This is a genomic window from Herbaspirillum rhizosphaerae (assembly GCF_001189965.1).
GTDB classification, from domain to species: Bacteria; Pseudomonadota; Gammaproteobacteria; order Burkholderiales; family Burkholderiaceae_D; genus Herbaspirillum; species Herbaspirillum rhizosphaerae.
Genome location: NZ_LFLU01000003.1, coordinates 160,995 through 182,685 on the forward strand (window position 1 = coordinate 160,995; position 21,691 = coordinate 182,685).

General features: G+C 58.8%; 24 protein-coding genes. 15 read left to right on the forward strand and 9 right to left on the reverse strand.

Translation table 11 applies throughout. The features are described 5' to 3' along the window. Positions 1-18 precede the first annotated feature (18 nt). On the reverse strand, positions 19-819 hold the full coding sequence (locus AKL25_RS06160) for an SLBB domain-containing protein (protein WP_240475660.1): 801 nt from the start codon (positions 817-819) through the stop codon (positions 19-21). A gap of 585 nt (positions 820-1,404) precedes the next feature. Here AKL25_RS06160 and AKL25_RS06165 point away from each other — a divergent pair. Then, a complete protein-coding gene (locus AKL25_RS06165; RefSeq protein WP_050476767.1) occupies positions 1,405-2,451 on the forward strand; it encodes an LLM class flavin-dependent oxidoreductase in 1,047 nt (348 codons plus the stop codon). A gap of 197 nt (positions 2,452-2,648) precedes the next feature. On the opposite strand, the gene AKL25_RS06170 is transcribed toward AKL25_RS06165, so the two are convergent. Then, a complete protein-coding gene (locus AKL25_RS06170) occupies positions 2,649-3,800 on the reverse strand; it encodes a glycerate kinase (protein ID WP_050476768.1) in 1,152 nt (383 codons plus the stop codon). 263 nt (positions 3,801-4,063) lie between these two features. Here AKL25_RS06170 and AKL25_RS06175 point away from each other — a divergent pair, with 263 nt between their 5' ends. The 8 genes from AKL25_RS06175 (at position 4,064) to AKL25_RS06210 (ending at position 9,622) form a co-directional block, all read left to right on the forward strand. Further along, positions 4,064-4,246 (forward strand): hypothetical protein, encoded by a 183-nt coding sequence (locus AKL25_RS06175; protein ID WP_240475661.1) that lies wholly within the window; start codon positions 4,064-4,066, stop codon positions 4,244-4,246. Between the two features lie 368 nt (positions 4,247-4,614). Then, positions 4,615-5,265 carry a hypothetical protein gene (locus tag AKL25_RS06180; RefSeq protein ID WP_240475662.1) on the forward strand — a complete coding sequence of 217 codons (651 nt, stop codon included), beginning with the start codon at positions 4,615-4,617 and terminating at the stop codon, positions 5,263-5,265. Positions 5,266-5,438: 173 nt separating this feature from the next. Continuing rightward, positions 5,439-5,765: a hypothetical protein gene (locus AKL25_RS06185; RefSeq protein WP_050476769.1), complete on the forward strand. Its 327-nt coding sequence runs from the start codon at positions 5,439-5,441 to the stop codon at positions 5,763-5,765. A gap of 192 nt (positions 5,766-5,957) precedes the next feature. Continuing rightward, positions 5,958-6,230 carry a hypothetical protein gene (locus tag AKL25_RS06190; protein WP_050476770.1) on the forward strand — a complete coding sequence of 91 codons (273 nt, stop codon included), beginning with the start codon at positions 5,958-5,960 and terminating at the stop codon, positions 6,228-6,230. A 615-nt stretch (positions 6,231-6,845) separates the two neighbouring features. Continuing rightward, complete coding sequence (locus AKL25_RS06195; RefSeq protein ID WP_050476771.1) at positions 6,846-7,457, forward strand: hypothetical protein; 612 nt, start codon at positions 6,846-6,848, stop codon at positions 7,455-7,457. A gap of 443 nt (positions 7,458-7,900) precedes the next feature. Continuing rightward, positions 7,901-8,266 carry a hypothetical protein gene (locus AKL25_RS06200; protein WP_050476772.1) on the forward strand — a complete coding sequence of 122 codons (366 nt, stop codon included), beginning with the start codon at positions 7,901-7,903 and terminating at the stop codon, positions 8,264-8,266. Between the two features lie 357 nt (positions 8,267-8,623). After that, on the forward strand, positions 8,624-8,905 hold the full coding sequence (locus tag AKL25_RS06205; protein ID WP_050476773.1) for a hypothetical protein: 282 nt from the start codon (positions 8,624-8,626) through the stop codon (positions 8,903-8,905). A 69-nt stretch (positions 8,906-8,974) separates the two neighbouring features. After that, positions 8,975-9,622, forward strand: a complete 648-nt coding sequence (locus AKL25_RS06210; protein ID WP_050476774.1) for a DUF2026 family protein — start codon at positions 8,975-8,977, stop codon at positions 9,620-9,622. A gap of 718 nt (positions 9,623-10,340) precedes the next feature. Here AKL25_RS06210 and AKL25_RS06220 read toward each other — a convergent pair. The 4 genes from AKL25_RS06220 to AKL25_RS06235 are packed head-to-tail and all read right to left on the reverse strand — an operon-like array spanning position 10,341 to position 13,645. After that, positions 10,341-11,057 (reverse strand): DUF3299 domain-containing protein, encoded by a 717-nt coding sequence (locus tag AKL25_RS06220; RefSeq protein WP_050476776.1) that lies wholly within the window; start codon positions 11,055-11,057, stop codon positions 10,341-10,343. Positions 11,058-11,088: 31 nt separating this feature from the next. After that, on the reverse strand, positions 11,089-12,351 hold the full coding sequence (locus tag AKL25_RS06225) for an ABC transporter permease (RefSeq protein ID WP_050476777.1): 1,263 nt from the start codon (positions 12,349-12,351) through the stop codon (positions 11,089-11,091). Further along, positions 12,348-13,061, reverse strand: a complete 714-nt coding sequence (locus AKL25_RS06230) for an ABC transporter ATP-binding protein (protein ID WP_050476778.1) — start codon at positions 13,059-13,061, stop codon at positions 12,348-12,350. Before AKL25_RS06230 ends, AKL25_RS06225 begins: the two co-directional genes overlap by 4 nt. A 17-nt stretch (positions 13,062-13,078) precedes the next feature. Further along, entirely contained in the window at positions 13,079-13,645 is a 567-nt protein-coding gene (locus AKL25_RS06235; protein ID WP_050476779.1) for a DUF2796 domain-containing protein, read from the reverse strand. 251 nt (positions 13,646-13,896) lie between these two features. On the opposite strand from AKL25_RS06235, the gene AKL25_RS24730 reads away from it, so the two are divergent. The 5 genes from AKL25_RS24730 to AKL25_RS06255 all read left to right on the forward strand — a co-directional run bounded on the left by AKL25_RS24730 (position 13,897) and on the right by AKL25_RS06255 (position 17,066). Continuing rightward, entirely contained in the window at positions 13,897-14,022 is a 126-nt protein-coding gene (locus AKL25_RS24730) for a hypothetical protein (protein ID WP_276203003.1), read from the forward strand. Between the two features lie 2 nt (positions 14,023-14,024). Continuing rightward, on the forward strand, positions 14,025-14,804 hold the full coding sequence (gene aztA / locus AKL25_RS06240) for a zinc ABC transporter ATP-binding protein AztA (RefSeq protein ID WP_050476780.1): 780 nt from the start codon (positions 14,025-14,027) through the stop codon (positions 14,802-14,804). Further along, complete coding sequence (locus tag AKL25_RS06245; RefSeq protein ID WP_050476781.1) at positions 14,801-15,682, forward strand: metal ABC transporter permease; 882 nt, start codon at positions 14,801-14,803, stop codon at positions 15,680-15,682. Before aztA ends, AKL25_RS06245 begins: the two co-directional genes overlap by 4 nt. 19 nt (positions 15,683-15,701) lie before the next feature. Further along, entirely contained in the window at positions 15,702-16,634 is a 933-nt protein-coding gene (locus AKL25_RS06250) for a metal ABC transporter substrate-binding protein (RefSeq protein WP_050476782.1), read from the forward strand. 120 nt (positions 16,635-16,754) lie between these two features. After that, positions 16,755-17,066: a putative quinol monooxygenase gene (locus tag AKL25_RS06255; RefSeq protein ID WP_050476783.1), complete on the forward strand. Its 312-nt coding sequence runs from the start codon at positions 16,755-16,757 to the stop codon at positions 17,064-17,066. Here the strand turns inward: AKL25_RS06255 and AKL25_RS06260 are convergent. Continuing rightward, the gene (locus tag AKL25_RS06260) at positions 17,042-17,986 is read right to left on the reverse strand and encodes a LysR substrate-binding domain-containing protein (RefSeq protein WP_050476784.1); all 945 of its coding nucleotides are present in this window, start codon (positions 17,984-17,986) and stop codon (positions 17,042-17,044) included. The two genes, AKL25_RS06255 and AKL25_RS06260, sit on opposite strands and share 25 nt — an antisense overlap. Positions 17,987-18,091: 105 nt before the next feature. Between AKL25_RS06260 and AKL25_RS06265 the strand changes: the two genes are divergently transcribed. After that, on the forward strand, positions 18,092-18,331 hold the full coding sequence (locus AKL25_RS06265) for a hypothetical protein (RefSeq protein ID WP_050476785.1): 240 nt from the start codon (positions 18,092-18,094) through the stop codon (positions 18,329-18,331). 347 nt (positions 18,332-18,678) lie between these two features. On the opposite strand, the gene AKL25_RS06270 is transcribed toward AKL25_RS06265, so the two are convergent. Further along, complete coding sequence (locus tag AKL25_RS06270) at positions 18,679-19,473, reverse strand: uracil-DNA glycosylase family protein (RefSeq protein ID WP_050476786.1); 795 nt, start codon at positions 19,471-19,473, stop codon at positions 18,679-18,681. Positions 19,474-19,577: 104 nt separating this feature from the next. After that, positions 19,578-21,671 carry an excinuclease ABC subunit UvrB gene (gene uvrB, locus AKL25_RS06275; protein WP_050476787.1) on the reverse strand — a complete coding sequence of 698 codons (2,094 nt, stop codon included), beginning with the start codon at positions 21,669-21,671 and terminating at the stop codon, positions 19,578-19,580. Between the last annotated feature and the right edge of the window lie 20 nt (positions 21,672-21,691).

Sequence of the window (21,691 nt, forward strand, 5' to 3'; positions counted from 1 at the left end):
TATAACCTTGATGTTTGTTCAGAATAGACTTTCATTGACGTACACGACGTCGCCGGGCATGACAGGGTCCGTCAATTTTGCCTTGATTTCTTCCACGCCCTTGTCAGGCATTTCCCTATTGATATAAATGCGGCGCTGCGAAGCACGCTGGGTCATGCCGCCGCCGAGGGAGATGGCGCGCATCACGTTCATGTCCTGTTCCATCGGGTAGGAGCCGGGGCGATTGACTTCGCCATGGATATAGAAGAGTTTCTTCTTGTTGACGTAGACGACGTCGCCGCTGTTGAGCTCAACGTCGAGCGGGCTGCGCTCGGTGGCTTTGGTTTCACCCAGCAGGATGGGGATGCGGACGTCGCTCTCCGTACTGTTTGTACCGCTGTTGTCGGTCTTGCGGCGCAGCAGGGTGACGGTCTGGTCGGCCTGGGTAGTGAGGCCGCCGGCAGTCGCCAGCAGCTCCAGCACGCTCAGGTGGCCGGGAATCGGATAGCGGCCGGGACGGCTGACTTCACCCAGCACGGACACCATCTGGCTGCGCAGCTGGACTACCTCGACCGACACTTCCGGATTGCGCAGGTATTGGCCCTTGCGCAGCGCATCGGCGACGCGCGCCGAAATTTCGCTGGTCGTCAGGCCGGTCACCTCAACGCCGCCGATCAGCGGCAGGGTCAATACGCCTTTGTCGTTGACGCCGACTTCTGCCGACAGGTCGGGCTGGCCGAACACGGTCACGCGCAACACATCGCCGGAACCGACGCGGGTATTGGTGACTGCGGAAGAGGGGAGCGCCAGTGTGGACAGCGTGCCGGGCGGAGCGGACATCACCTCGCCGGTTTTGGTCGGGTCCGTCGGCACCTGCGCCGATGCGGAGATGCCCAGCAGAAGAGTGGCAACAGCAAAAAGAGAAAGGACTATTCGGCGCAAACTTGACTCCCAGGACTGATTACAAAACGTTTTGCGATTTGCGTTGTGCGGGATGTTGGCGGAGCAACAAACGTGAATCAGTGAGGCAAAGTTTTGTAAATATGACAACTTAAATCGTGCATCTTAATCGAAAATGCGCACGTTTTGAAGTAATTCTAATGACACTACAAATCTTTACAGTTTGAGTCATCCTATCTGCAAATGTTTCCACTTGGGAAATTTACCTGTTTTTATTTATCTGCCGATGGATCCCAGCTATGCATGTTAGTTCGCCGAACTGCGCTGGGGGAAACGCTTAAGCATCGGCGATGCAGCCAGTTAATCATATAAATTGCACGATATCAATTCAATGTTGCACGAAGATTACGCTGCCTGCAGAGCGAGTCGGCCTGCGGTGGCGGCACAGGCGCAAAACCGGCCGCAAAAAAACGGTTTGAACGAATTCGTCTATCCTTGCCGGATTAATCGCTGCTCTTTATCGTCATGTCCGTTTCTCCCAACAATTCAGTCAATTCTTCCTCCTCCTCGCTGCAGATCAGCGTTCTGGACCAGGCGCCGGTATCGGAGGGGATGTCGAGCGCGCAGGCGCTGAAAAACGCCGTCGACCTGGCAATGCTGGCCGATCGTCTCGGGTATTACCGTTATTGGGTGGCGGAACATCACGGCACTACGTCATTGGCCTGCGCCAGTCCCGAAGTGCTGATCGGCCCGATCGCGGCAGCGACCTCGCGCTTGCGGCTCGGTAGCGGCGGCGTGATGCTGCCGCATTACAGTCCATTGAAGGTGGCGGAGTCGTTCAGCATGCTCAGCGGGCTGTATCCGGGGCGCATCGATCTGGGGCTGGGACGGGCGCCGGGCAGCGATTCGCTGACGGCGTCGGCGCTGCAGCGCGACCGGCGCCAGCACCCGCAAGACGATTTCCCTGAGCAGCTCAACGAGTTGCTGGGTTATCTCTGGGACGAGTTGCCCGACGACCATCCGTTTGCGCGTCTGTCGGCCTTGCCCGGCAGTCCGGAGCTGATCCAGCCGTGGATGCTGGGTTCTTCCGCACAAAGCGGGATCTGGGCGGCGCAAATGGGTTTGCCTTATATGTTTGCGGACTTCATCCATGCGGCCGGCGAACCGGTGGCGGAACGTTACCGGCGCGACTTCACGCCATCGCCGCGCTGTCCGTCGCCGCGGCAGGGCGTGGCCTTGCAAGTCATCTGCGCCGACACCGATGAAGAGGCCCGCCTGCTGGCAACCAGCTACGGCATGCGCCTGATCCACATGCACAGCGGACGGCGTCTGGACAAGATCCCGTCGATAGACACCGCACTGAAGTTTTTTGAAGAATACAATTTGCCGCCGTCGACCCTGCCGTCCGGCCGACGCGCCGTGGTGGGTTCTCCAGTCAGGGTAAGAGAGCAGATTGAAACCCTGGCCGCCGCTTACGGCGCGGACGAGGTCATGATCGTGACCATCATCCATGAGCATGCGGCGCGCAAACGCTCGTATGAACTGGTCGCGCAGGAATTCGGGCTTTCCTGAGCGGATTTGACCCCGGATTTCGATCCTGCGAAGTGGGGCACGCAAATGCATCCACTTTTATCAGACGAGTAAATTCCTTTTAAATCAAAAGGATAGTGAGAACTCCTCAACTTTATCCACAAAGTTATCCCCGGTTTTTGTGGGTAACTTTTGCCTGCGGATAAGTGCTCTCGGGTAAGTGTCTGTCCTGTCGCTCTTCAACCCTTGTCGCGACCCGACAGCCACAGCCGGGTCATTTGCTCTGCGCTGTCTTTGAGCAGCGCCGCAGCGTTGCCGATGGCGTCGCTCAGCGTCGCCGGGCCGAAGACGATGGAAAAACATCCCGAGAAACTGGTTTGCAATTGCGGCAACGCGCTGCGGTCGATGCCGCCCGACAACAGCGAGGTCTGAACGCCGGCCAGGCGTGCGCGTTGCGCCGCGATGAAGGGCGCTTTGCCATGCAGGGTCTGGACGTCGCTGCGGCCTTCGCCGGTGATCAGCCAGTCGGCGTTTTTCAGGGCGGCGTCCAGGCCGATATAGTCGGCCACGGTCTGGGCGCCGGACTGAAACTCCGCGCCCAGCATCAGCAGTGCATAGCCCAATCCGCCTGCTGCGCCTGCGCCGGGCGAGTTGGCCTCGCTGCGACCGCTGGCTTGTTCGAACAACGCAGCGAAACGGCCCAGCAGGGCGTCCAGCGGCTTGACTTGGTCGGGCTTGACGCCTTTTTGCGGGCCGAAGACGGCAGTCGCGCCGTGCTCGCCGCAGAGCGGATTGTCGACGTCCGACATGGCGACGATGTGGATATCTTTCAGACGCGGATCAAGGCCGCTGACGTCGACGCGCGCCAGTTTGTCCAACTGCGACGGCACCGAATCGAGAGGCTTGCCGTCCGCATCCAGCAGTTTCAGGCCCAGTGCGACCAGCATGCCGATGCCGCCGTCATTGGTGCTGCTGCCGCCTAAGGCGATCAGGAAGCGCCGGGCGCCGCTGTCCAGCAGCGCCAGCAAGGCGTCGCCGATTCCGAGCGTGGAGCGGTCTTCGACGGCTACGGCGGTGCCGGTGGTATCGGTCAGACCGACGATTTCAGCTGATTCGATCACGGCGCTGCCATCGCTCAGGATGCCGCCGGCCGCTTCGCGCATGGCGCCGGCCGCGCCGCGCACCTGCAGGCGGCGGACTTCGCCACCTGCATGGAGCAGGGCGTCCAAGGTGCCTTCACCGCCGTCGGCGATCGGGCACAGGCGGATTTCGGCGTGCGGCGCCGCTGCCAGCACGCCGGCGCCGATCGCCTGGGCGACTTGCTCGGCGCTCAGGGAGCCTTTGAATGAATCGGGGGCGATGACGACAACGGGGGCGGAAGCAGTAGTCATGGGTACTTGTCGGTGGGTGAGGCGGGCAGCGATCCAAGCTCGGGCGTCAGGCGTTGCCCTGGCGCGGATCGGGTGTCTCCGGATGATGGAATGTTTTTATGGAGCGCTGATTATATAAGCATCCATGGCGCGGCACGATAGCCGCAGCGAATGGGCGCTATCAATGTATCGGTATCACGCGCAAGGTAACAAAAGGTAATTGCGCTGGAAAAGATGCCGGCGGACTCCCATCATGTAAAAAGAATAATTCCGGCAGCGAGGGCATGATGAAACGTTTATTGTGGATCATTCCGGTATTGATGCTGGGCGGCTGCGTTGCCGTACCTTACGATCCTTATTACGCGTCGCCGGGCCCCGTCTATGTGGTGCCGTCGGCCAGCGTGTATTACGGTTACGGCGGCGGCTATTGGGGCGGTTGGCGAGGCGGCGGTCGCTGGCGGCATTAAGAATAATCAGGCGCCGGGGCAAGGGACGGGGCATTCCTGGGTGCAATGCTGTTAGTCCGTATAGGGCTGCAGGTTTGCATTCTTCAGCCCAAGCCAGTAGCATTGCGGATCATCGATCCAGAACCGATGCCCGATGCGCCTTGCATCGGGTATGAGGGGCGCTAAAAATTGGATGCTATCCGTTGTTGTTGCATGGTATGACGATTTTTACGAAACGATCTCACTCAACCTCCAGAACGCGCACCCGCAACAGGACCATCGTCGGCGTCAGCCTGTCGATACTTGTTCACGTGTTGCTGTTCTTTGTTTTGCGGCCCAGCCTGCAAAAAATCAATGTACAGGCGAATTCCTCGCACGAGCCGCTTGAGGTGACGTTCGTCCGGAGTACGCCGCCGCCGTCAGCCGTCAAGCAGCCGGCGCCGCCGGAAAAAACGAAACCGGTCAAGAAAACTTCCCCGCAACCGAAACAGGTCGCGCGCGCCAACCCCAGACCAAGTACGGCGCCGGCCCGTGAAGCGCCGCCGCCTTCACCGACCGCCATCACCCAGGCTCCTCCTGAAATGGACATGTCCACGATGCTCAATGCTGCGCGCGAGCGCCGCCGGGCAGCCGAGGATTCCGCCGCCCGCGAGAACGCCGAGGCGCGCGCGGCAGAGCAGGGGCCGTCGGCCAACGAGATTGCGCGCGCCAACATTGCCTTCCAGGCGCGCAAGGCCAGCGGCGGCACGAACGGCGTGTTCGAGATCGTCAGCAAAGGTCCGCGTGTGGCGCAGTATATATTCCGGGGGTGGACCACCGATGTACGCAATAGCCAGCGCCAGACCATCACCGTGGACGCCGGTCCCAACGGCGACGTGGAAAAAGCCATCGTCGACAGCATGATCGCGCTGATCCGGAAATACTATTCCGGCGACTTCAACTGGGAGTCCTACAAGCTCGGCCGTGTCGTTTCTCTCTCAGCGCGTCCGGCTGATACTGCTGGTTTGCAGGCTTTCCTGCTGCGTGAATTTTTCGGATAGCCTCATCACGCGCAATCCCTGCTTTCTTTTCTGTATGCCTGGTTCGGTCGCCTCATGCGTTGCATGCGGGTAAGACGCATGCCGCTTGCGTTTGAGAGTTTTCCTATATCAAGGCAGGAGGCAAGAATTCACAATGTTGAACATTCGACGTTCAACCATACGTGAGTTCAAACATGAGCAGTTTTCTCTGGGTTTTTGCCGTTTTCTGCAGTGTCGTTTATCTGTTCAATCTCAATAAGTTCGCTTCTTCCTGTGCTGCCTGGCAGACGCCTGAGCAGCGTCAGCGCCAGTTCATCGTTGACGTATGCGACGGCAACCGGCGCCAGGCGGACCGCCTGATCAACGAGAAGGCTCAATCTCATCCCGATCTTGGCGTTTCACAAGTCTTGCAACTGGTCTATCACGACATGCTGGACCTGACGGCGGAAGAGCGGGCAGCTGCGCAGATATCCCTGCCGGGCTATGCGGTGAACATCGCGGTGAAGGGCCGTCCGGCCTGATTGTTTGCCGGCGGTATTTTTCCTGAAATCTCCGGGTGGCTGATTTCAACATCAATTCAACTATTCCACACCCTTCAAAACATGTGAAAAAAACATGTTGAAAGCCTTGCATTCCTTTCTGGTAAAGGATTTGCGGCATCTACACTTTTCTCCGGTTTGTGCTACTATGGACTTACTTGCCGTGAGGAAATCATGAAAACTATCGATAAAAATGCCGAATTAACCGGTGAAGAATTGCGCTGGATGTATAGCGTCTTCAAGGGAGATTTCCGCATCATCCCGCGTCGCGTGGTGCAAAGTGTCATCAGCAAAGGTTTGGGCGTTCCCAATCTGGGAGGCGCTTTCAATCTGACCAATGCCGGCCGTAATGTATTTCGCCGTACAGCGCAGGAGCAGGCGGCGAATGACGACATGCACATCGTCAAGTCGCGCTATCGCCATCGATCCAATTGGCGTCTGGGCTGACGACGCATCAGGTCTGATATTTCGTCAGAAATCGCGCGGGATTGTTGAATAGATCAAAAGCAGCATTCGATTGATTCGGATGCTGCTTTTTTATTGGGACCGGTTTTCTCCATGCATTTTCCGAAGCACAATAAAAAAGTCCGGCACCAGGGGAATCGGTGCCGGACAAGCTCGTCACTCCCCCGAAAAACTGGAAGGCAGAGTCGCGTTCTCTGCCGTGGACGTTGCGCGGCTGAAGAGGGAAAGGCATCAGCCGATGCATAACCGATGAGGATGCGAGTGACTTGATCCCATTCTTGCAAATTGACGGCGTAAATAACATCGAAAAAATTCGAGATTTTTCAGGTATTTGTGTTTGACGGAATTCGCATCCGTACTTTCGATTGGCAAATAATTTGAAATATTCTTCTTAAAATACTTTTAAGCAATTTTTGCCGATAGACGAACCTATCTGCGGCGACTGCAGAGAATTGCTCAAGTCGTCGCCATCATGGCGATAACGCCGCTTTTGCACTGTCGGGCACGGTTGCCGGCGTGCGTTCCTTTCCCTGGCGCCGTCAGCAGCATTTTCAGCCCGATGCTAGACTGATTCCTTCGTCCACCGAAGGAATCGTCATGTCGAGTCGCTCCAGGTTGTTGTCCGTGTTCACATTCGCGTTGCTGGCCTTACCCTTGCTGTCGCAGGCGCAGAACGCCGCGCCAAGCCGGATCCGCGGGACGGTGGCCGCCGTCAGCGGCACCGACGTCGAAGTGCTGACGCGGGAAGGTAAAAACCTCAAGCTGCACCTGAGCGACGCCACGCGCTACGCCTCTGTCAAACCGCTGGACATGTCGGCGATCAAGCAAGGCAGTTTCATCGGCGCGGCCGGCAAGCCGGGCGTCAATGGCAGTATCCAGGCGCTGGAAGTGGTGGTGTTTCCTGAAGAAGCGCGCGGCAGCGGGGAAGGACATTACGACTGGGACCTGCTGCCGGGCAGCAGCATGACCAATGCGACGGTTTCCGCCGTTGTTTCGGGCAGCGCCGGGCGCGATCTGGATATGGTCTATCAAGGCAAGACCATCAAGATTTCCGTGCCTAAAGACGTGCCTGTCGTGACCATCGTTCCGGCCGCCTTGCAGGACGTCAAGCCGGGTCTGGCAGTGTTTGTCGTGGCAACACATGTCGGCGACGACTGGAGCGCGGCTCGTGTCGTCGTGGAAAAGGACGGCGTCAAGCCGCCGATGTAGCTGGAGCCGAGGGAGGGGATGTGCGCCGACGTGCTCTCGCTTATGCCGGAATGGCATAAGCGAATGAGGTATTGATCGTTTTCCTGCGGGATTTTCTGCGATAAAGTGAAAACGTCTCCTCAATAAACCTCCTGGAAGATGTTTTTGAGACTGAACCCGCCCTGCGACTGCTCGGCGGGTTTTTTTTGACCGCTTTTCGGCCTGCGGGCGCTTATTAAATAATCAATCTGTTGCCGGACCAGCTACGGCAAGGCATTGACGGGTTCCCCCACAGCTTGTCCACAGATCTATTCACAGGCATTGTGGGTAAGTAGAGACAAAAGTTTTATTGCCGCCGGGCATTTCGGCCGATTCTCGTTGCCTGCGGCTGCGCGCGCGCTTACCATAGCGGCCCGGACATTCTGGCAAACTGTCTATCTGCCTGAATCAACACGGAGAATGCAATGAGCGACGATCTGACCAAAGATGAATTTGACGCCCTCGGCCAAGTCAGCCGAAAAGAACACCGCGGCCGTCCGAGCGCTTGCGTCGCCCGCAACGCCAAACGCCTGACCGGCCTCAAATTCCTGGAATACAGCCGCGACGGCCAACTGGCATTGACGGAAAAGGGCAAGCAGACCTTGTTCATCTACCGCTGCATCGAAGCGCTGCGCGGGCTCAGCCTTGACCCGAACGCGCATATCGACGCCGATGTCGCGATTTTCCTCGGGCGCAAAGGACACATCGTCGAAAAAGAAGGCAGCAAGGAATTTGAAATCACCCAGCGCGGCCGGGAATCGCTGGCGGACATCGACGCGCAGTCGCACTGATTTTCTTCACTCTCTTCATAATTTGTTCCGTTAAAGGCATGCGCGGTGTCGCATGTCTTTGATTGATTCTGCAGTGACTCGGCTGTGACTCCGTAGCAGTCCTCACGCGCGGCACAATCGCCACGCCGATGTTCCGCGATACCGGCGCGCAGGCCTCCGGAAGCATCCCCTCTCTCCTCATCATCTCAAACGCATTTTCCATAGAGAAGAAGTGCCGCACAGACATAGGGAATTCCCCGATAGATTACGCACGCTTGCGTGACTAAGATGATCTCCATGGAACGACGCTTTGCAAAGCCGGCAGCAGGCAACAGCCGGCAGCAAATCTGATCGCAAACTGAACTAACGGAGGTCATCATGCATTTCATCACCGAGACTGTGCCAAACGATATCGCCCTGATGTTTCTTACCTATCTGGGTTTTTGCCTGGTGCTGATGTACCTCTTCATCCGCGCCGATTGCCAATGGAACAAGCGCGAAGTCAAACTTTCCCGCGAACGCCTGCGCATGCTCTCGGCTGACCACGGCAAGATGGAACGCCTGCGCGAACTGACCGTCTGCTCGGTGCACCATGACGTGAACTGCTCTTGCTTCCTGCATGGCAAGAACCAGGATTGTCATCGCAAGGAAGCCGCCTGATCGCAGTTGAACGGCATGAATGCAGATCGATGTGGCGTGAGCAGATGGACGGTATGAGAAAATACGCGGATGAAATCACCTAACATTCGCCCCCTCATCCCGCTTGCGGATTATCAACGTATTTTCCGTGTCATTCACTCGGTACTCGAGAGTGTCGACGCCAATATTCCTGCCGCGAGTTTTTTCTTCAGCGTGACCGCGGCGCAGATATTGAAAAAGTTTTACAAGAAAAATGCCTTTCCGGTTGCCGGCGCGGCGTTCTACCTGATCAGCGAAGACAGCAGCGGCGCCTTGTCATTCGGCACGCTGGATGGCGACAAGGTCGAGAGCAACAGCGACGCGTTTCATTGCTGGGTGCAGTGCGACGGCTATGCGCTGGATCTGATGGCGCCGGTGTTCCAGGAATTGCTGGAGTCTGCCGGGCATCCGATGGCCGTGCCGCGGCAAATGTTTCAGAAGGATCTGGCGCGCATGTCGGCGTCGCCAAATGCCTTGAGCGTACCGGGTGATTTTTATCTGGAACCGAATCTGGCGCTGACGAAGGAATTGTTACAGCAGTTCATGAGCAAGCCTGCCCTGAGCAATCTGTCGCAGGTGTGCATGGAGTGGTATCAGAAGCCGCCGAAAGAACTCGGCACCGATCTGGTCATGCAAGGTGCGGAAGGCGAAGGCACAAAGATCAAACTCAGCCGTCTGCAGATGACAGGCGCCTGGTAAGCGGTATTGCGATGCAAACGAACAGGGAAGTGGAAGTAGCCGTAGCAGCAGTAGTAGTAGTCGGGGAAGTGCGTAGCAGCAGTAAGAGGTACTCTTGGGGAAAGCAAAGGTAGGGGAGGGAGGCGGAAATGGTGCACCGGACGGTTGGTCCGGCACACCCTGCAATCATGCATATCGGTTGCATGTATCGCGAAAGAGTAGACAGGATAATCTGGCTTTGTGACTTGTTGATGACAGCAGCAACTATCCCATTATGGTTGCCGCCGATTCGGGAATGCGCGAAACAGTTTCAGAGTGTCACGAAGCCGTCATACGTCGTCGATAGAATTCCGCTTGTCTCCTCTAAACTTGCTTTAGATTCACCTGCGATACGCAAGTATCGCAGGTTTTTTTTCCTCAACGATTTTGCGGCAAAGATCGGCGAGAGTTGGCTTGAGTAGTCGCCAATGCCGGATAGTGGCGTTGTAACCCGGCTGTACGCACACGTAGTGGAAGCTGCCATCCTCCCTGCTGGTGATCCAGCCCGGTGGCGCGGGGTGCGTAATTAGCTATATCTTTTCCGCGATTTTTGTTCTCGCTTGCCCAAGAATGACAACGAATTGAAATTTCGATTGTTATCAAACACTTAAGCGACTTCTCCAGCGCTTATCCACAGGCTTGCTCCCAAAATGTGGGGATAACTTGGCCTGCATATCCACAGCTCTGCAATGAAATCCGCCTACTGCGCAGGCGCCTGATCCGTGTACGGTTCCACCTTGACCGACGCCAGGCTGTAGCCGGCGGTGCCCATCATCGTGTCCGAATGTTCCACCTTCAGCACGCCGCTGATCCACACCGCATCCATGGTGCGAGTGTTCTTGACCGGCTTGCTGCTGTGAACGTGGATGATCTGGTTGGCCGGCGGCGGCGGCACGTGAATGCAGGCGCCGAAGTAGGGCACCAGCAGGAACTCTTTCAGCGCTTCGCCTTCGCGCTCCAGCGACACCACAAAGCCGGGGATGCGGATCGATACGCCGTCCATGCTCGGATCGATGGGCGCATTCTTCCAGTACTTTTTGGCCTTCCACAGCGCTTCCATGGCGCGCGGATCGCCGTCTTCCATCTTGTCCAGCTTCAATCCCTTGAACGGCGCCATGGCGTCCCAGTTTTTCGGCATCAGGGATTCCCAGGCGATCTCGCGGAAGGCGCCCTCGTTCTTGCCGGATGGTTTGTAGGGCTTGTTCGACAGATCGGGACTTTGTTGCAGATGATCGCCGACTTTATATTGCGCGTTGTCGGAATACGGCGCCGATGCCGCCCCGGCCGCCGTGCCGGCGTTGATCGCCTCTGCCGTTGGCGCTGCAGCCAAGGTCTTGGGCGTTGCGGCAAGATGGGCGCCATAGCCGACCAGCAATCCGGCGGCTACGATGCCGCCTATCCAGGTAATACTTTTCATGATTTCATTTTCACGCGTTCAATGCGTGACCTCAAATTCTCGGGGTCAGGCCATCGGCCAGGCTCAGGCGGTAAGCGCGCAAGCCCGGCAACAGGCTGGCGACAAAGCCGGCGACGATGGTCCACAGCAACAGTTGCAATTCACCGGCAGCGGGCAGGGCCGGATGCAATGTTACGCCAAATTGCGCACTGAGGAAGGGCCCCAGCGCAAACAGCGCCAGCGTCAGCAAAACCACGCCCAGTACGACGCCGGCCAGCATCACGGCTAACCCTTCCAGCGCCAGCAGCAGGAAAATGTCGCCGGGTCGCGCGCCGACCGAACGCAGCACCGCCAGCTCGCGCCGTCGCTCTCCCAGGCTGGCGAGGATCGCCGACACCAGTCCCGCCAGGCCGACGATCACCACCATGCCGGAGACCACCAGCAGCGCGTTTTCGCCGACGCCGACAACTTGCCACAATTCGTCCAGCGCCACGCCCGGCAGCACCGCCATCAAGGGCTCGCTGTTGTCGTCGGCGATGTCGCGCTGCACGCCGAACACCGCTGCGCGATTCTTCAGGCCGACCAGCACGGCGGTAACGGTTTTGGGCGTCAGGTCGAATTTCTTGACCAGCGCCGGCGCAATCGACAGGCCCGGCATCGGTGCGCCGCCTTCCCAATCCAGATGGATGGCTTCCATCGCATCGAGACCGATGTGCACGGTGCGGTCCACCGGCGTGCCGGTGCGCGCCAGGACTCCGACCACCGTGAACGGCTTGTCGGCGTGATCGGTCAGATGCAGGCTGCCCATGCCGTGGCTGAGCACGATGCGGTCGCCGAGTTTGTAATGCAGGCGCTGCGCGACTTCGGCGCCGATCACGGTTTCGAATACGCTGGCGAAGGGGCGGCCTTCGCTCAGGCGCAATGCCTGTCCATCGCCATAGTGGAAATGTTCAAAATAATTGCCGTTGGTCGCCAGCACCGGAAAGCCGCGATGCGAGTCGCCCAGCGATAGCGGAATCGTCCATTTCACCGCCGGATTTTTCGCCAGCTTTTGCGCGCTGTCCCAGCCCATGTTGTTGGTCGCGCCGCCGATGCGGAAGATCGCATACAGCATCAACTGAACCGGGCTGGTGCGCGCGCCCACCACAAGATCTGTGCCGGACACCGATTGCGAGAAGCCGTCGCGCACTTCGTGGCGCACGCGCTCGATGCCGAGCAGCATGGCGCTCGACAGCGCAATCGCCAGCAGCATCAGGCCCAAGGTGAAACGGCGATTCCACGCGCTGCGCGCGGCAAGCCGGAAGAGGAAACTCATGCCGATTCCTCCACGGCGGCGCAACGATTGATGTCGTTGAGCGCGATGCGGCGATGGAAGCGCTCGGCCAGGCGCTGGTCATGACTGACGAACACCAGGCTGGCGCCGGCCTGTTCGCACTCATGCTGGATCAGGTCGAGAAAGGCTTGCTGGCGGTCGCTGTCGAGGGCCGAGGTCGGTTCGTCGGCGACCACGATTTCAGGCCGGCCGATCAGCGCGCGCGCCGCCGCCACGCGTTGCTGCTGGCCGATGGACAATTGCGTCACCGCACGCGTCCACAAATCCGGCGCCAGGTCGAGGCTGCGCAACAGCGAATGCGCCGCCGCGTGCAAATCCTGTCCTTGCGCCAGCGCGCGTTCGCGGCGATAAGCCGAGAACTGGCAAGGCAGCAGCACGTTGTCCAGAATCGACAGGTAAGGAATCAGATTGAATTGCTGAAAAATGAAGCCGATATGATCGACGCGAAAGCGGTCGCGCCGCGACGCCGGCAAACCGTCCAGCGACTGTCCGAGAATGGCGACGCTGCCGCTTTGCGGACTGGCGATGCCGCCGATCAGCGCCAGCAGCGTACTCTTGCCGCTGCCGCTGGGGCCGCTGACGAAGACCTGTTCATGCGCCTGCACATCGAACCGGTCCAACGCCAGCGTCGGCGTCTTCTGGCCGGGCCAGGTGAAAGAGATATCGCGCAAGGCGATGGCAGCGTCGCTCATATTGGTTGCTTGATCAATTATTGAATGGTGATGCTTGCCGCCGCCGGCGTCAGCTTGGTTGCACCCTGACGCTTGGGCGTGACCAGTTGCACGTCGATGCTGTTGAATCCCTTGAAGGCGTCGAACAGTTTTACGTCGATGCGTTGCAGGCGTTCCGGGTATGCGCATTGAAAGCTGAAATCGGCATCCATGTCGGCATGGCCGTCGTGATCTTCATGGCCTGCGGGTTTGTTTGCCGCCGCTTCTCCCAGCAACGCAGGTTCGATGGCTGCGGACACCAATTGGACTCCACTGACCTTGCATTCTGCTGACGGCGTGGTGACGAAGACGTTGGCGGCATTACGCAGCGTCTTGGCCATGTCTTGCGCGGCTTGCTTGTCTTTGGCGCTCTTGGCCGCATGTTCAAAACCGATCAGATTCACCAGCGGCGAGTCGAGGTGCAGCGACAGCGTCTTGCCGTCGAGCGCGACGTCGAGCTTGCCGACGCCGTGGACGTGGGCTTCATGCGCAGTGGCGACTGTAGCGACGGAGAACAGGAGGGCGGAGCAGAGTACTGCAGCGAGCTTACGGGTACGAAAATTCATGGACGCGATCTTTCTTCAGGTTGAGCCGCCGGGATTTTCCGAAAGGAAAGGCTCGGGCAGCATTTTGACTGGATTGTCGGATTTCTTCGAGGCTTGTCACATCTTGCAACAATGTTGCATTATAATTGTGGTTTCGCAACTCGGTTGCAAACAGATTTGTAACGGTGATTTTGGTTCCATGCGGCCATTTGCCGGGTGTTCTGAATGCTCGTTGCCGTAGCAAATCGACTAACAAAAATATCGCCACAACTATGCTTTCCCGCTTCTTTCAACAAACCAGCGTCCTCGCGCTGCCCTGGTGGCAACGCGTGCTGCTGGTCGCGCCGGTGTGCCTGATCATGTGGCTCGGCGTCATGTGGGCATTGGGAGGCGATTGAACATGTCCGTCGCCATTTCCCTGGAAAACCTGACCGTCACCTACCGCCGGCATCCGGCCCTGCATCACGTCAGCGGCCATTTCGCGCAAGGTTCGCTGACCGCCATCGTCGGCCCCAACGGCGCCGGCAAGAGTACGCTGCTCAAGAGCATCATGGGCCTGGTTCGCTGCAACAGCGGCCGCGTAGTCAAGCATGCCGCCGCCAGCCGTATCGCTTATTTGCCGCAGCAGGCCGAGATCGATCGCAGCTTTCCGATTTCGGTACTGGACTGTGTGCTGCTCGGATATTGGTCGAAGGCCGGCCTGTTCCGTCGCATGAGCCGCGACATGGTGCGGCGTGGCGAAGATGCCCTGGCCGCGGTCGGCCTCGACGGTTTTGCACAGCGTTCGATCGCCAGTCTGTCGGTGGGGCAGTTCCAGCGGGTGCTGTTCGCGCGCATCCTGCTGCAGGATGCCGAACTGATCCTGCTGGACGAGCCTTTCAGCGCTATCGACACCAAAACCACCAACGACCTGTTGCACATCATCAAATCCTGGCATGCCGAGCAACGCACGGTGATCGCCGTGCTGCACGACTACGATCAGGTGCGCCGCGCTTTCCCGCAATCCTTGCTGCTGGCGCGCAATGTCGTCGCCTGGGGCGAAACGGAAGCCGTGCTGTGCCATGAAAACCTGCATCGCGCGCGTTCCATGGCGGAAGCCGTGGATGAGCATGCGCCGCTCTGTGCTGTCGATGCCGTCGACGTTGTCGACGTCAAGCACAGCGAAGGAGCGCCGCGATGATGCTGCTGCACGATTTCTATCAATTCGCGATTGCGCCATTTCAGGAGTTTGCCTTCATGCGCCGCGCGCTGGTGGCGACGCTGGCGCTGGCGCTCAGCAGTGCGCCGCTGGGCGTGATGCTGACCTTGCGCCGCATGAGCCTGTTCGGCGAAGCCTTGAGCCATGCGGTGTTGCCGGGTGTGGCTGCGGGTTTCATCTTCTTCGGCCTGTCTTTGCCGGCGCTGAGCATCGGCGGTTTCCTCGCCGGCGTGATCGTGGTCGCACTGGCCGGCTGGATCAGCCGCCATACCGAACTCAAGGAAGACGCCAGCCTGGCCGCCGTCTACGTCGTGGCGCTGGCGCTCGGCGTGATCATGATTTCCGGGCACGGCACCCAGCTCGATCTGCTGCACATCCTGTTCGGCAACGTGCTCGGCGTGGATACCGAAGGCTTGCTGCTGGTGGCCGGAGTGTCCAGCCTGAGCGTGCTGCTGATGGCGGGGCTGTATCGGGGTTTGCTGCTGGAAAGCTTCGATCCGTCCTTTCTCGCTGCCAGCGGCGGACGCAATACGATTTATCAGCAACTGTTCTTGATGCTGGTGGTGCTGAATCTGGTGGCGTCGTTCCAGACTTTGGGCACACTGATGGCGGTCGGTCTCATGATGCTGCCGGCGGTGTCGGCTCGGCTGTGGCATGACACGCTGCCGGCGCAACTGGTCAACAGCACGGTGCAGGCTGCTGCCGCCGGCTATGCCGGGCTGATGTTGTCGTATTACGCGTCGGTGCCGTCCGGGCCGGTGATCATCGTATGTGCCGGCGGTTTCTATTTCTTGTCTTTGATCTTTGCCCCGCGCGGCTGGTTGCCGCGCATGTTGCGCCGGCCGCATCTGCGCGCATAATTTCTTATCAGGAGTCGTCGTGAAATTGTTTCGTCACATCGTGTTGGGCGCAGCTGTGCTGCTCGCCCAGGTATCTTCTGCATCCGCAGCCGACGCCAGGTTGCCGGTCGTCGCCAGCTTCAGCATCCTCGGCGACGTCGTCGCCAATGTGGGCGGTGATCGTATCGCCGTGACCACGCTGGTCGGTCCTGACCAGGATGCGCACGTGTTTCAGCCGGCTCCCGACCACATCAAGTCGGTCGCCCGCGCCAAATTGGTGGTCATCAACGGTCTCGGTTTTGAAGGCTGGATGGAACGCGTCGTGCAATCGGCCAACTATCGCGGCGACATCGTTGTCGCATCGAACGGCATCGCGGTGCGCGATCGCATTAGCGAAGAACACGACGAACATGACGGCCACGATCATGACCACCACCACGGCAAGAACGATCCGCATGCCTGGCAGAATCCGGCCAACATCGTTGTCTACACGCGCAATATCGTCGCGGCGCTGAGTAAGCTGGATCCGGCCGGTGCGCCGGTGTATCAGAAGAACGGCGACACCTACATCGCCAAACTCAACGAACTGGATCGCTGGGCGACGCAGCAGTTTGCACAGTTCCCCGACGCCAAGCGCAAGGTGATCACTTCGCACGATGCGTTTGAATATTTCGGCGCGCACTATCAGGTCAAATTCCTGGCGCCGCAAGGCGTGTCGACCGACAGCGAGCCGAGCGCGAAGGAAGTCGCCAATCTGATCCGCCAGATCCGCAAGGAAAAAATCCGCGCCGTCTTCATCGAAAACATGAGCAGCCCCAAGCTGCTGCAACAGATCAGCAAGGAAGCCGGCGTCACGCTGGGCGGCAAGCTGTATGCCGATGCGCTGTCGCAGGCCGACGGTCCGGCGCCGACTTATCTGAAGCTGATGCGTTACAACATCGAGCAACTGCTGGCGCAGATGAAGTTGAACTGAGTGAATTGATTTCATGAATGGTGCGGCGGCGCTGGGAGGGGAGCATGCCCGCGCCGTCACGAAATCGGGACTTCGCGTATGCTGTCGTTTTCTTCATCACACCACACAGGAGACGACAACATGGTCCACGTAGTTGCAATCATTACCGCCAAGCCGGGCAAACGCGAAGAATTGCTGAAACTGGTGCGCGCCAATCTGGCTGCCGTCCGCGCCGAACAAGGCTGCATCGACTACGGTCCGGTCGTCGACGTGCCAGGCTTCGGCGGTTCGCAGGCTGAACTCGGCCCCGATACCTTCGCCTTCATCGAAAAATGGGAAAGCGCCGAAGCGCTCAAGGTCCATTTCACCCAACCGCACATGCTCGACTACCGCGAAAAGTCGAAAGACCTCATCGCGGCGCGCGCCGTTCACGTGCTGGAATCGGCCGAGTAAATCTTGCGCGGATCGTAGGCTGATGCCTGTCCCATCTGCATCAGCCACGAGATAAAGGTTTTCAGGGCGTTACCGGTGTTGGCATTGCCGCCGTCGGCAATCCTGTGCAACATGTGGAAGCCCTGGCCGTGCAACACCACCTCCGGAAACAGCTGGCGCAAGCGGCCGTGCGACAAGTCGTCGTCGACCAGCGCCAGCGATCCCATCGCAATTCCCAGATCCGTCGACGCCGCCTGCAAGCTCAGGAAAAAGTGCTCGTAGCTGGTTCCCTGCAATTTCTTCTTCACCGGCACGCCGGCCTTGATCAGCCATTGCTGCCAGGCATCCGCACGTACGCTCAGGTGGATCAACGACGCTTGCAGCAAGTCGGCCGGCTTGTTGATCGGATGCAATTCAAGATAATGCGGCGACGCCAGCGGCGCCGAGACGTCGTCCAGAAAGCGTACGCATTCAAAGCCGCTGCGCTCCAGCGGGCTGCGCCACAGCACCACGTCGAAGGGATCCTTGACGTCTTCAAAGTGTTCCGACACCGTGGTCGTGACGCGTACCTCAATGCGCGGGTTGTCGATCTGGAACTGCGACAGGCGCGGAATCAGCCAACGCATCGCCACTGAGGGCGCGGTAATCACGCGCACGATGCGGTTCTTGCCGGTCAGGGTCAGTTGCTCCGCCGCCATGGCGATGCGGTCGAGGGCGGCGCGTACTTCCGTATAAAACACCTGCGCCGCTTCCGTTGCTTCCACGCCACGCGGAAGACGAATAAACAAGGGTTGGCCGAAATGTTCTTCCAACAATTTTATTTGCTGACTCACCGCGCTATGCGTGATATGCAATTCATGCGCGGCAATCGTCAGACTCCGCGTGCGCACTGCCGCTTCGAACACTTTGAGGGCCTTCAGCGGCGGTAGGGAAATACTCATGGTGTTAGTTTTTCTTATGCTGGTGTCGGAAAATATTGCTTTTTAAAGTAGGAGGCAGCCCCTATTCTCACTATCACTGCAACGTTATTTATGTGAAAGAAAGAAATGTCTACTTATCAATCTGCCGGTTTTTCTAATAATTTACAGAGTTTGCTGGAAGCTTTCCAGTTCTTTGTCGAACGCGCTTTCTCGTCGTCCAAGCCAGCCATGAACGGCCCTTTGTTCGATCTTAACGACGCACCGTACCTGGAAGGCGCAGTCAACCACGCCGACATGGAACGCCGTTTGCGCGAACTCGATCGCAGCCACCTGCTGGCTTTGTCGCAACTGCAATCGCAAATCTGATAGCTAATCGGAAGCAAGACAGTCGTAATGACTGAATGATATTGGCGTGATGCCAGAGATGTAAAAATGCTGCGCGCATCCCGATCTGATTCTGACGATCGGGTTTGAAGCGACAGGAGAACGAGCCGGAAGCAATCTCGCCGTACCGGCTCACAGCAAACAGATGTCGCCCCGCCGCAGTTGGCGGGAAGCCGATGTCGAAGCGACGCAGAGCACTACGATGCGTCGCTTTCATCCCGCAAAGGCACCCGCAGAGGGTGCCGTCATTCCTGGCGATTAGTTGAATCTGAATTCGTGCCTGATACCGATCTGATGCCGATTGGCAGCTTGTTGGGCTTTGTTCGTGCTCAGGCTTGCTTCTTCAGCAAGTGCATGTCGCCGAACAGTTTTTGCATGCCGCTGTGGGCGATGAAGCTCAGGTTGTAAGGATGCTCGGCGACCGCACGCGGGAAGCGTTCCACTACCGGCAAGCCGTGCAACTGCTCTGCGATTTTCCCCCACAGGACCAGTGTCGGCAGGGTCTTCTTGTTTGCTTCGGCATGTTCCGCCAATCCTTTCAACACCGTCTCGAAGAACGGCTTCCATGCCTTGGCGTCCTTGACCGGCGCCACGTGCGTACGGAAGACGAGGCTGGCGTTGAGCAGCAGGAAGCCTTGTGCGCTCAGGTTGTCTTGCAGGTCGGACAGCGTCTGGATCGTGCCGGCTGTGTCGGCCTGCGCTTTCGCGGCGATATCGAGCAAGGCGTCGCCGCTGGTCTTGTCGACGGAGACTTGGCCGTCGGCGACCAGCAGCATCTTCATGAAGTTGCGTAGCGAAGTGGCGCGATTGACTTGCTTGGACAATCCTTTGTCCGACCACAGCGAGCCGACTGCGCCGTCCATGAAGCACACGCCGGTGGCGCTGGCCGGGCGCGGATACGGGCCTTCGCCGACCAATACGTAACGCACCTGATCGATCGGTTGCAGGAAGGCGGCGAAGATGCGGCCTTCGGTCGGCAGATAGGTGAGGTCTTCCACTAATGCCGGCAGATAGGCCGGATCTTTGTCGGCAATGGCTTGCAGCCCGGTTTTCAGGGTGGCGTGCCAGGACGGATCGGCGGTATTGCAAAGATCGAGCAGGGCGGAAGGGACGGTAGCCGGCATGAGAGATGTCTTGTGTATGGAGTCGGTAAATAAAAAGCTGCCCGCATGATAAATCAATGCGGGCAGCTTCAGATGCTTTGCGATGCCACGGCTGATTTGTTTGTTCAGGCAACGGCGATCGTATCGTCGCCCGCAGCCCCGAACAATTGCTGCTTGAGCTGATGCAACTGATCGCGCACCTTGGCGGCCTTTTCGAACTCCAGGTTCTTGGCGTGATCCAGCATGAGTTTTTCCAGGCGCTTGATTTCCTTGCTGACCTGCTTCTCGCTCATGGCTTCGTAGTTGGCCTGTTCTTGCGCGACCATCAGTTCGACACGCGCTTCCTGCGGGCTGTAGACGCCGTCGATGAGTTCGCGGATTTCCTTCTTGATGCCCATCGGCGTGATGCCGTTGGCTTCGTTGAAGGCAACCTGCTTGGCCCGGCGGCGTTCGGTTTCGCCGATGGCGCGGTGCATCGAATCGGTGACCTTGTCGCCGTACAGGATCGCCATGCCGTTGAGGTTACGCGCGGCGCGGCCGATGGTCTGGATCAGGCTGCGCTCGGAACGCAGGAAGCCTTCCTTGTCGGCGTCGAGGATCGCCACCAGCGACACTTCGGGAATGTCCAGGCCTTCGCGCAGCAAGTTGATGCCGACCAGCACGTCGAAGGTGCCCAGGCGCAGGTCGCGGATGATTTCGACGCGCTCGACGGTGTCGATGTCGCTGTGCAAGTAGCGCACCTTGATGCCGTTGTCACTGAGGAATTCGGTCAGCTGTTCGGCCATGCGCTTGGTCAGCGTGGTCACCAGCACGCGCTCGTTCTTTTTGACGCGGATGGTGATTTCCTGCATCAGGTCATCGACCTGCGTGGTGGCCGGGCGCACCTGAATGAGCGGATCGACCAGGCCGGTCGGACGCACCACTTGCTCGACCACCTGGTCGGCGTGCTTGTTCTCGAAATCCGCCGGCGTGGCCGAGACGAACACGGTCTGGCGCATCTTGCCCTGGAATTCGTCGAACTTCAGCGGCCGGTTGTCCAATGCCGACGGCAGGCGGAAGCCATAGTCGACCAGATTCGTTTTCCGCGCGCGGTCGCCGTTGTACATGCCGTTCAACTGGCCGATCAGCACGTGCGATTCGTCGAGGAACATGATCGCGTCCTGCGGCAGGTAATCGACCAGCGTCGGCGGCGGATCGCCGGCCTTGGCGCCGGACAGATGGCGCGAATAGTTTTCGATGCCTTTGGTGAAGCCGATCTCGGTCATCATTTCGATGTCGAAGCGGGTGCGCTGTTCGAGGCGCTGCTCTTCGATCAGCTTGTTTTCCTTGCGGAAAAACTCCAGCCGTTCGCGCAGCTCGTCCTTGATGGTTTCGATGGCGCGCAACACGGTGGCGCGCGGCGTGACGTAGTGCGAACCGGGGTAGACGGTGAAGCGCGGAATCTTTTGCCGCACGCGGCCGGTGAGCGGGTCGAACAATTGCAGGCTGTCGATTTCGTCGTCGAACATTTCGATGCGCACCGCCAGTTCGGCATGTTCCGCCGGGAACACGTCGATGGTGTCGCCGCGCACGCGGAAGGTGCCGCGGCCGAAGTCGACTTCGTTGCGCGAGTATTGCATCTGGATCAGGCGCGCGATGACGTCGCGCTGGCTGACCTTGTCCTTGGCCCGCAAGGTCAGGATCATCTGGTGGTATTCGTTGGGATTACCGATACCGTAGATGGCGGAAACAGTTGCCACAATCACAACGTCGCGGCGTTCCATGAGCGATTTGGTGCAGGACAGGCGCATCTGTTCGATGTGCTCGTTGATCGAGGAATCTTTCTCGATGAACAGGTCGCGCTGCGGCACGTAAGCTTCCGGCTGGTAATAGTCGTAGTAGCTGACGAAATATTCGACCGCATTTTGCGGAAAGAACTCGCGAAATTCGCTATATAACTGCGCCGCCAGCGTTTTGTTCGGCGCGAAGATGATCGCAGGCCGGCCGAGGCGGGCGATGGTGTTGGCCATCGTGTAGGTCTTGCCGGAACCGGTGACGCCCAGCAAGGTCTGGAAAAACAGGCCGTCATTGACGCCTTCGACCAGCTTGTCGATCGCCGCAGGCTGGTCGCCGGCAGGCGGGAAGGGCTGGTACAGACGGTAGGGCGAATCCGGAAAAGTCAGGAACTTACCCTCGTCGAGAGTAGGGGCAACGGTACTTAGGGGGGATAAATCAGCCATTGTCATTCGACCTTTGGTAA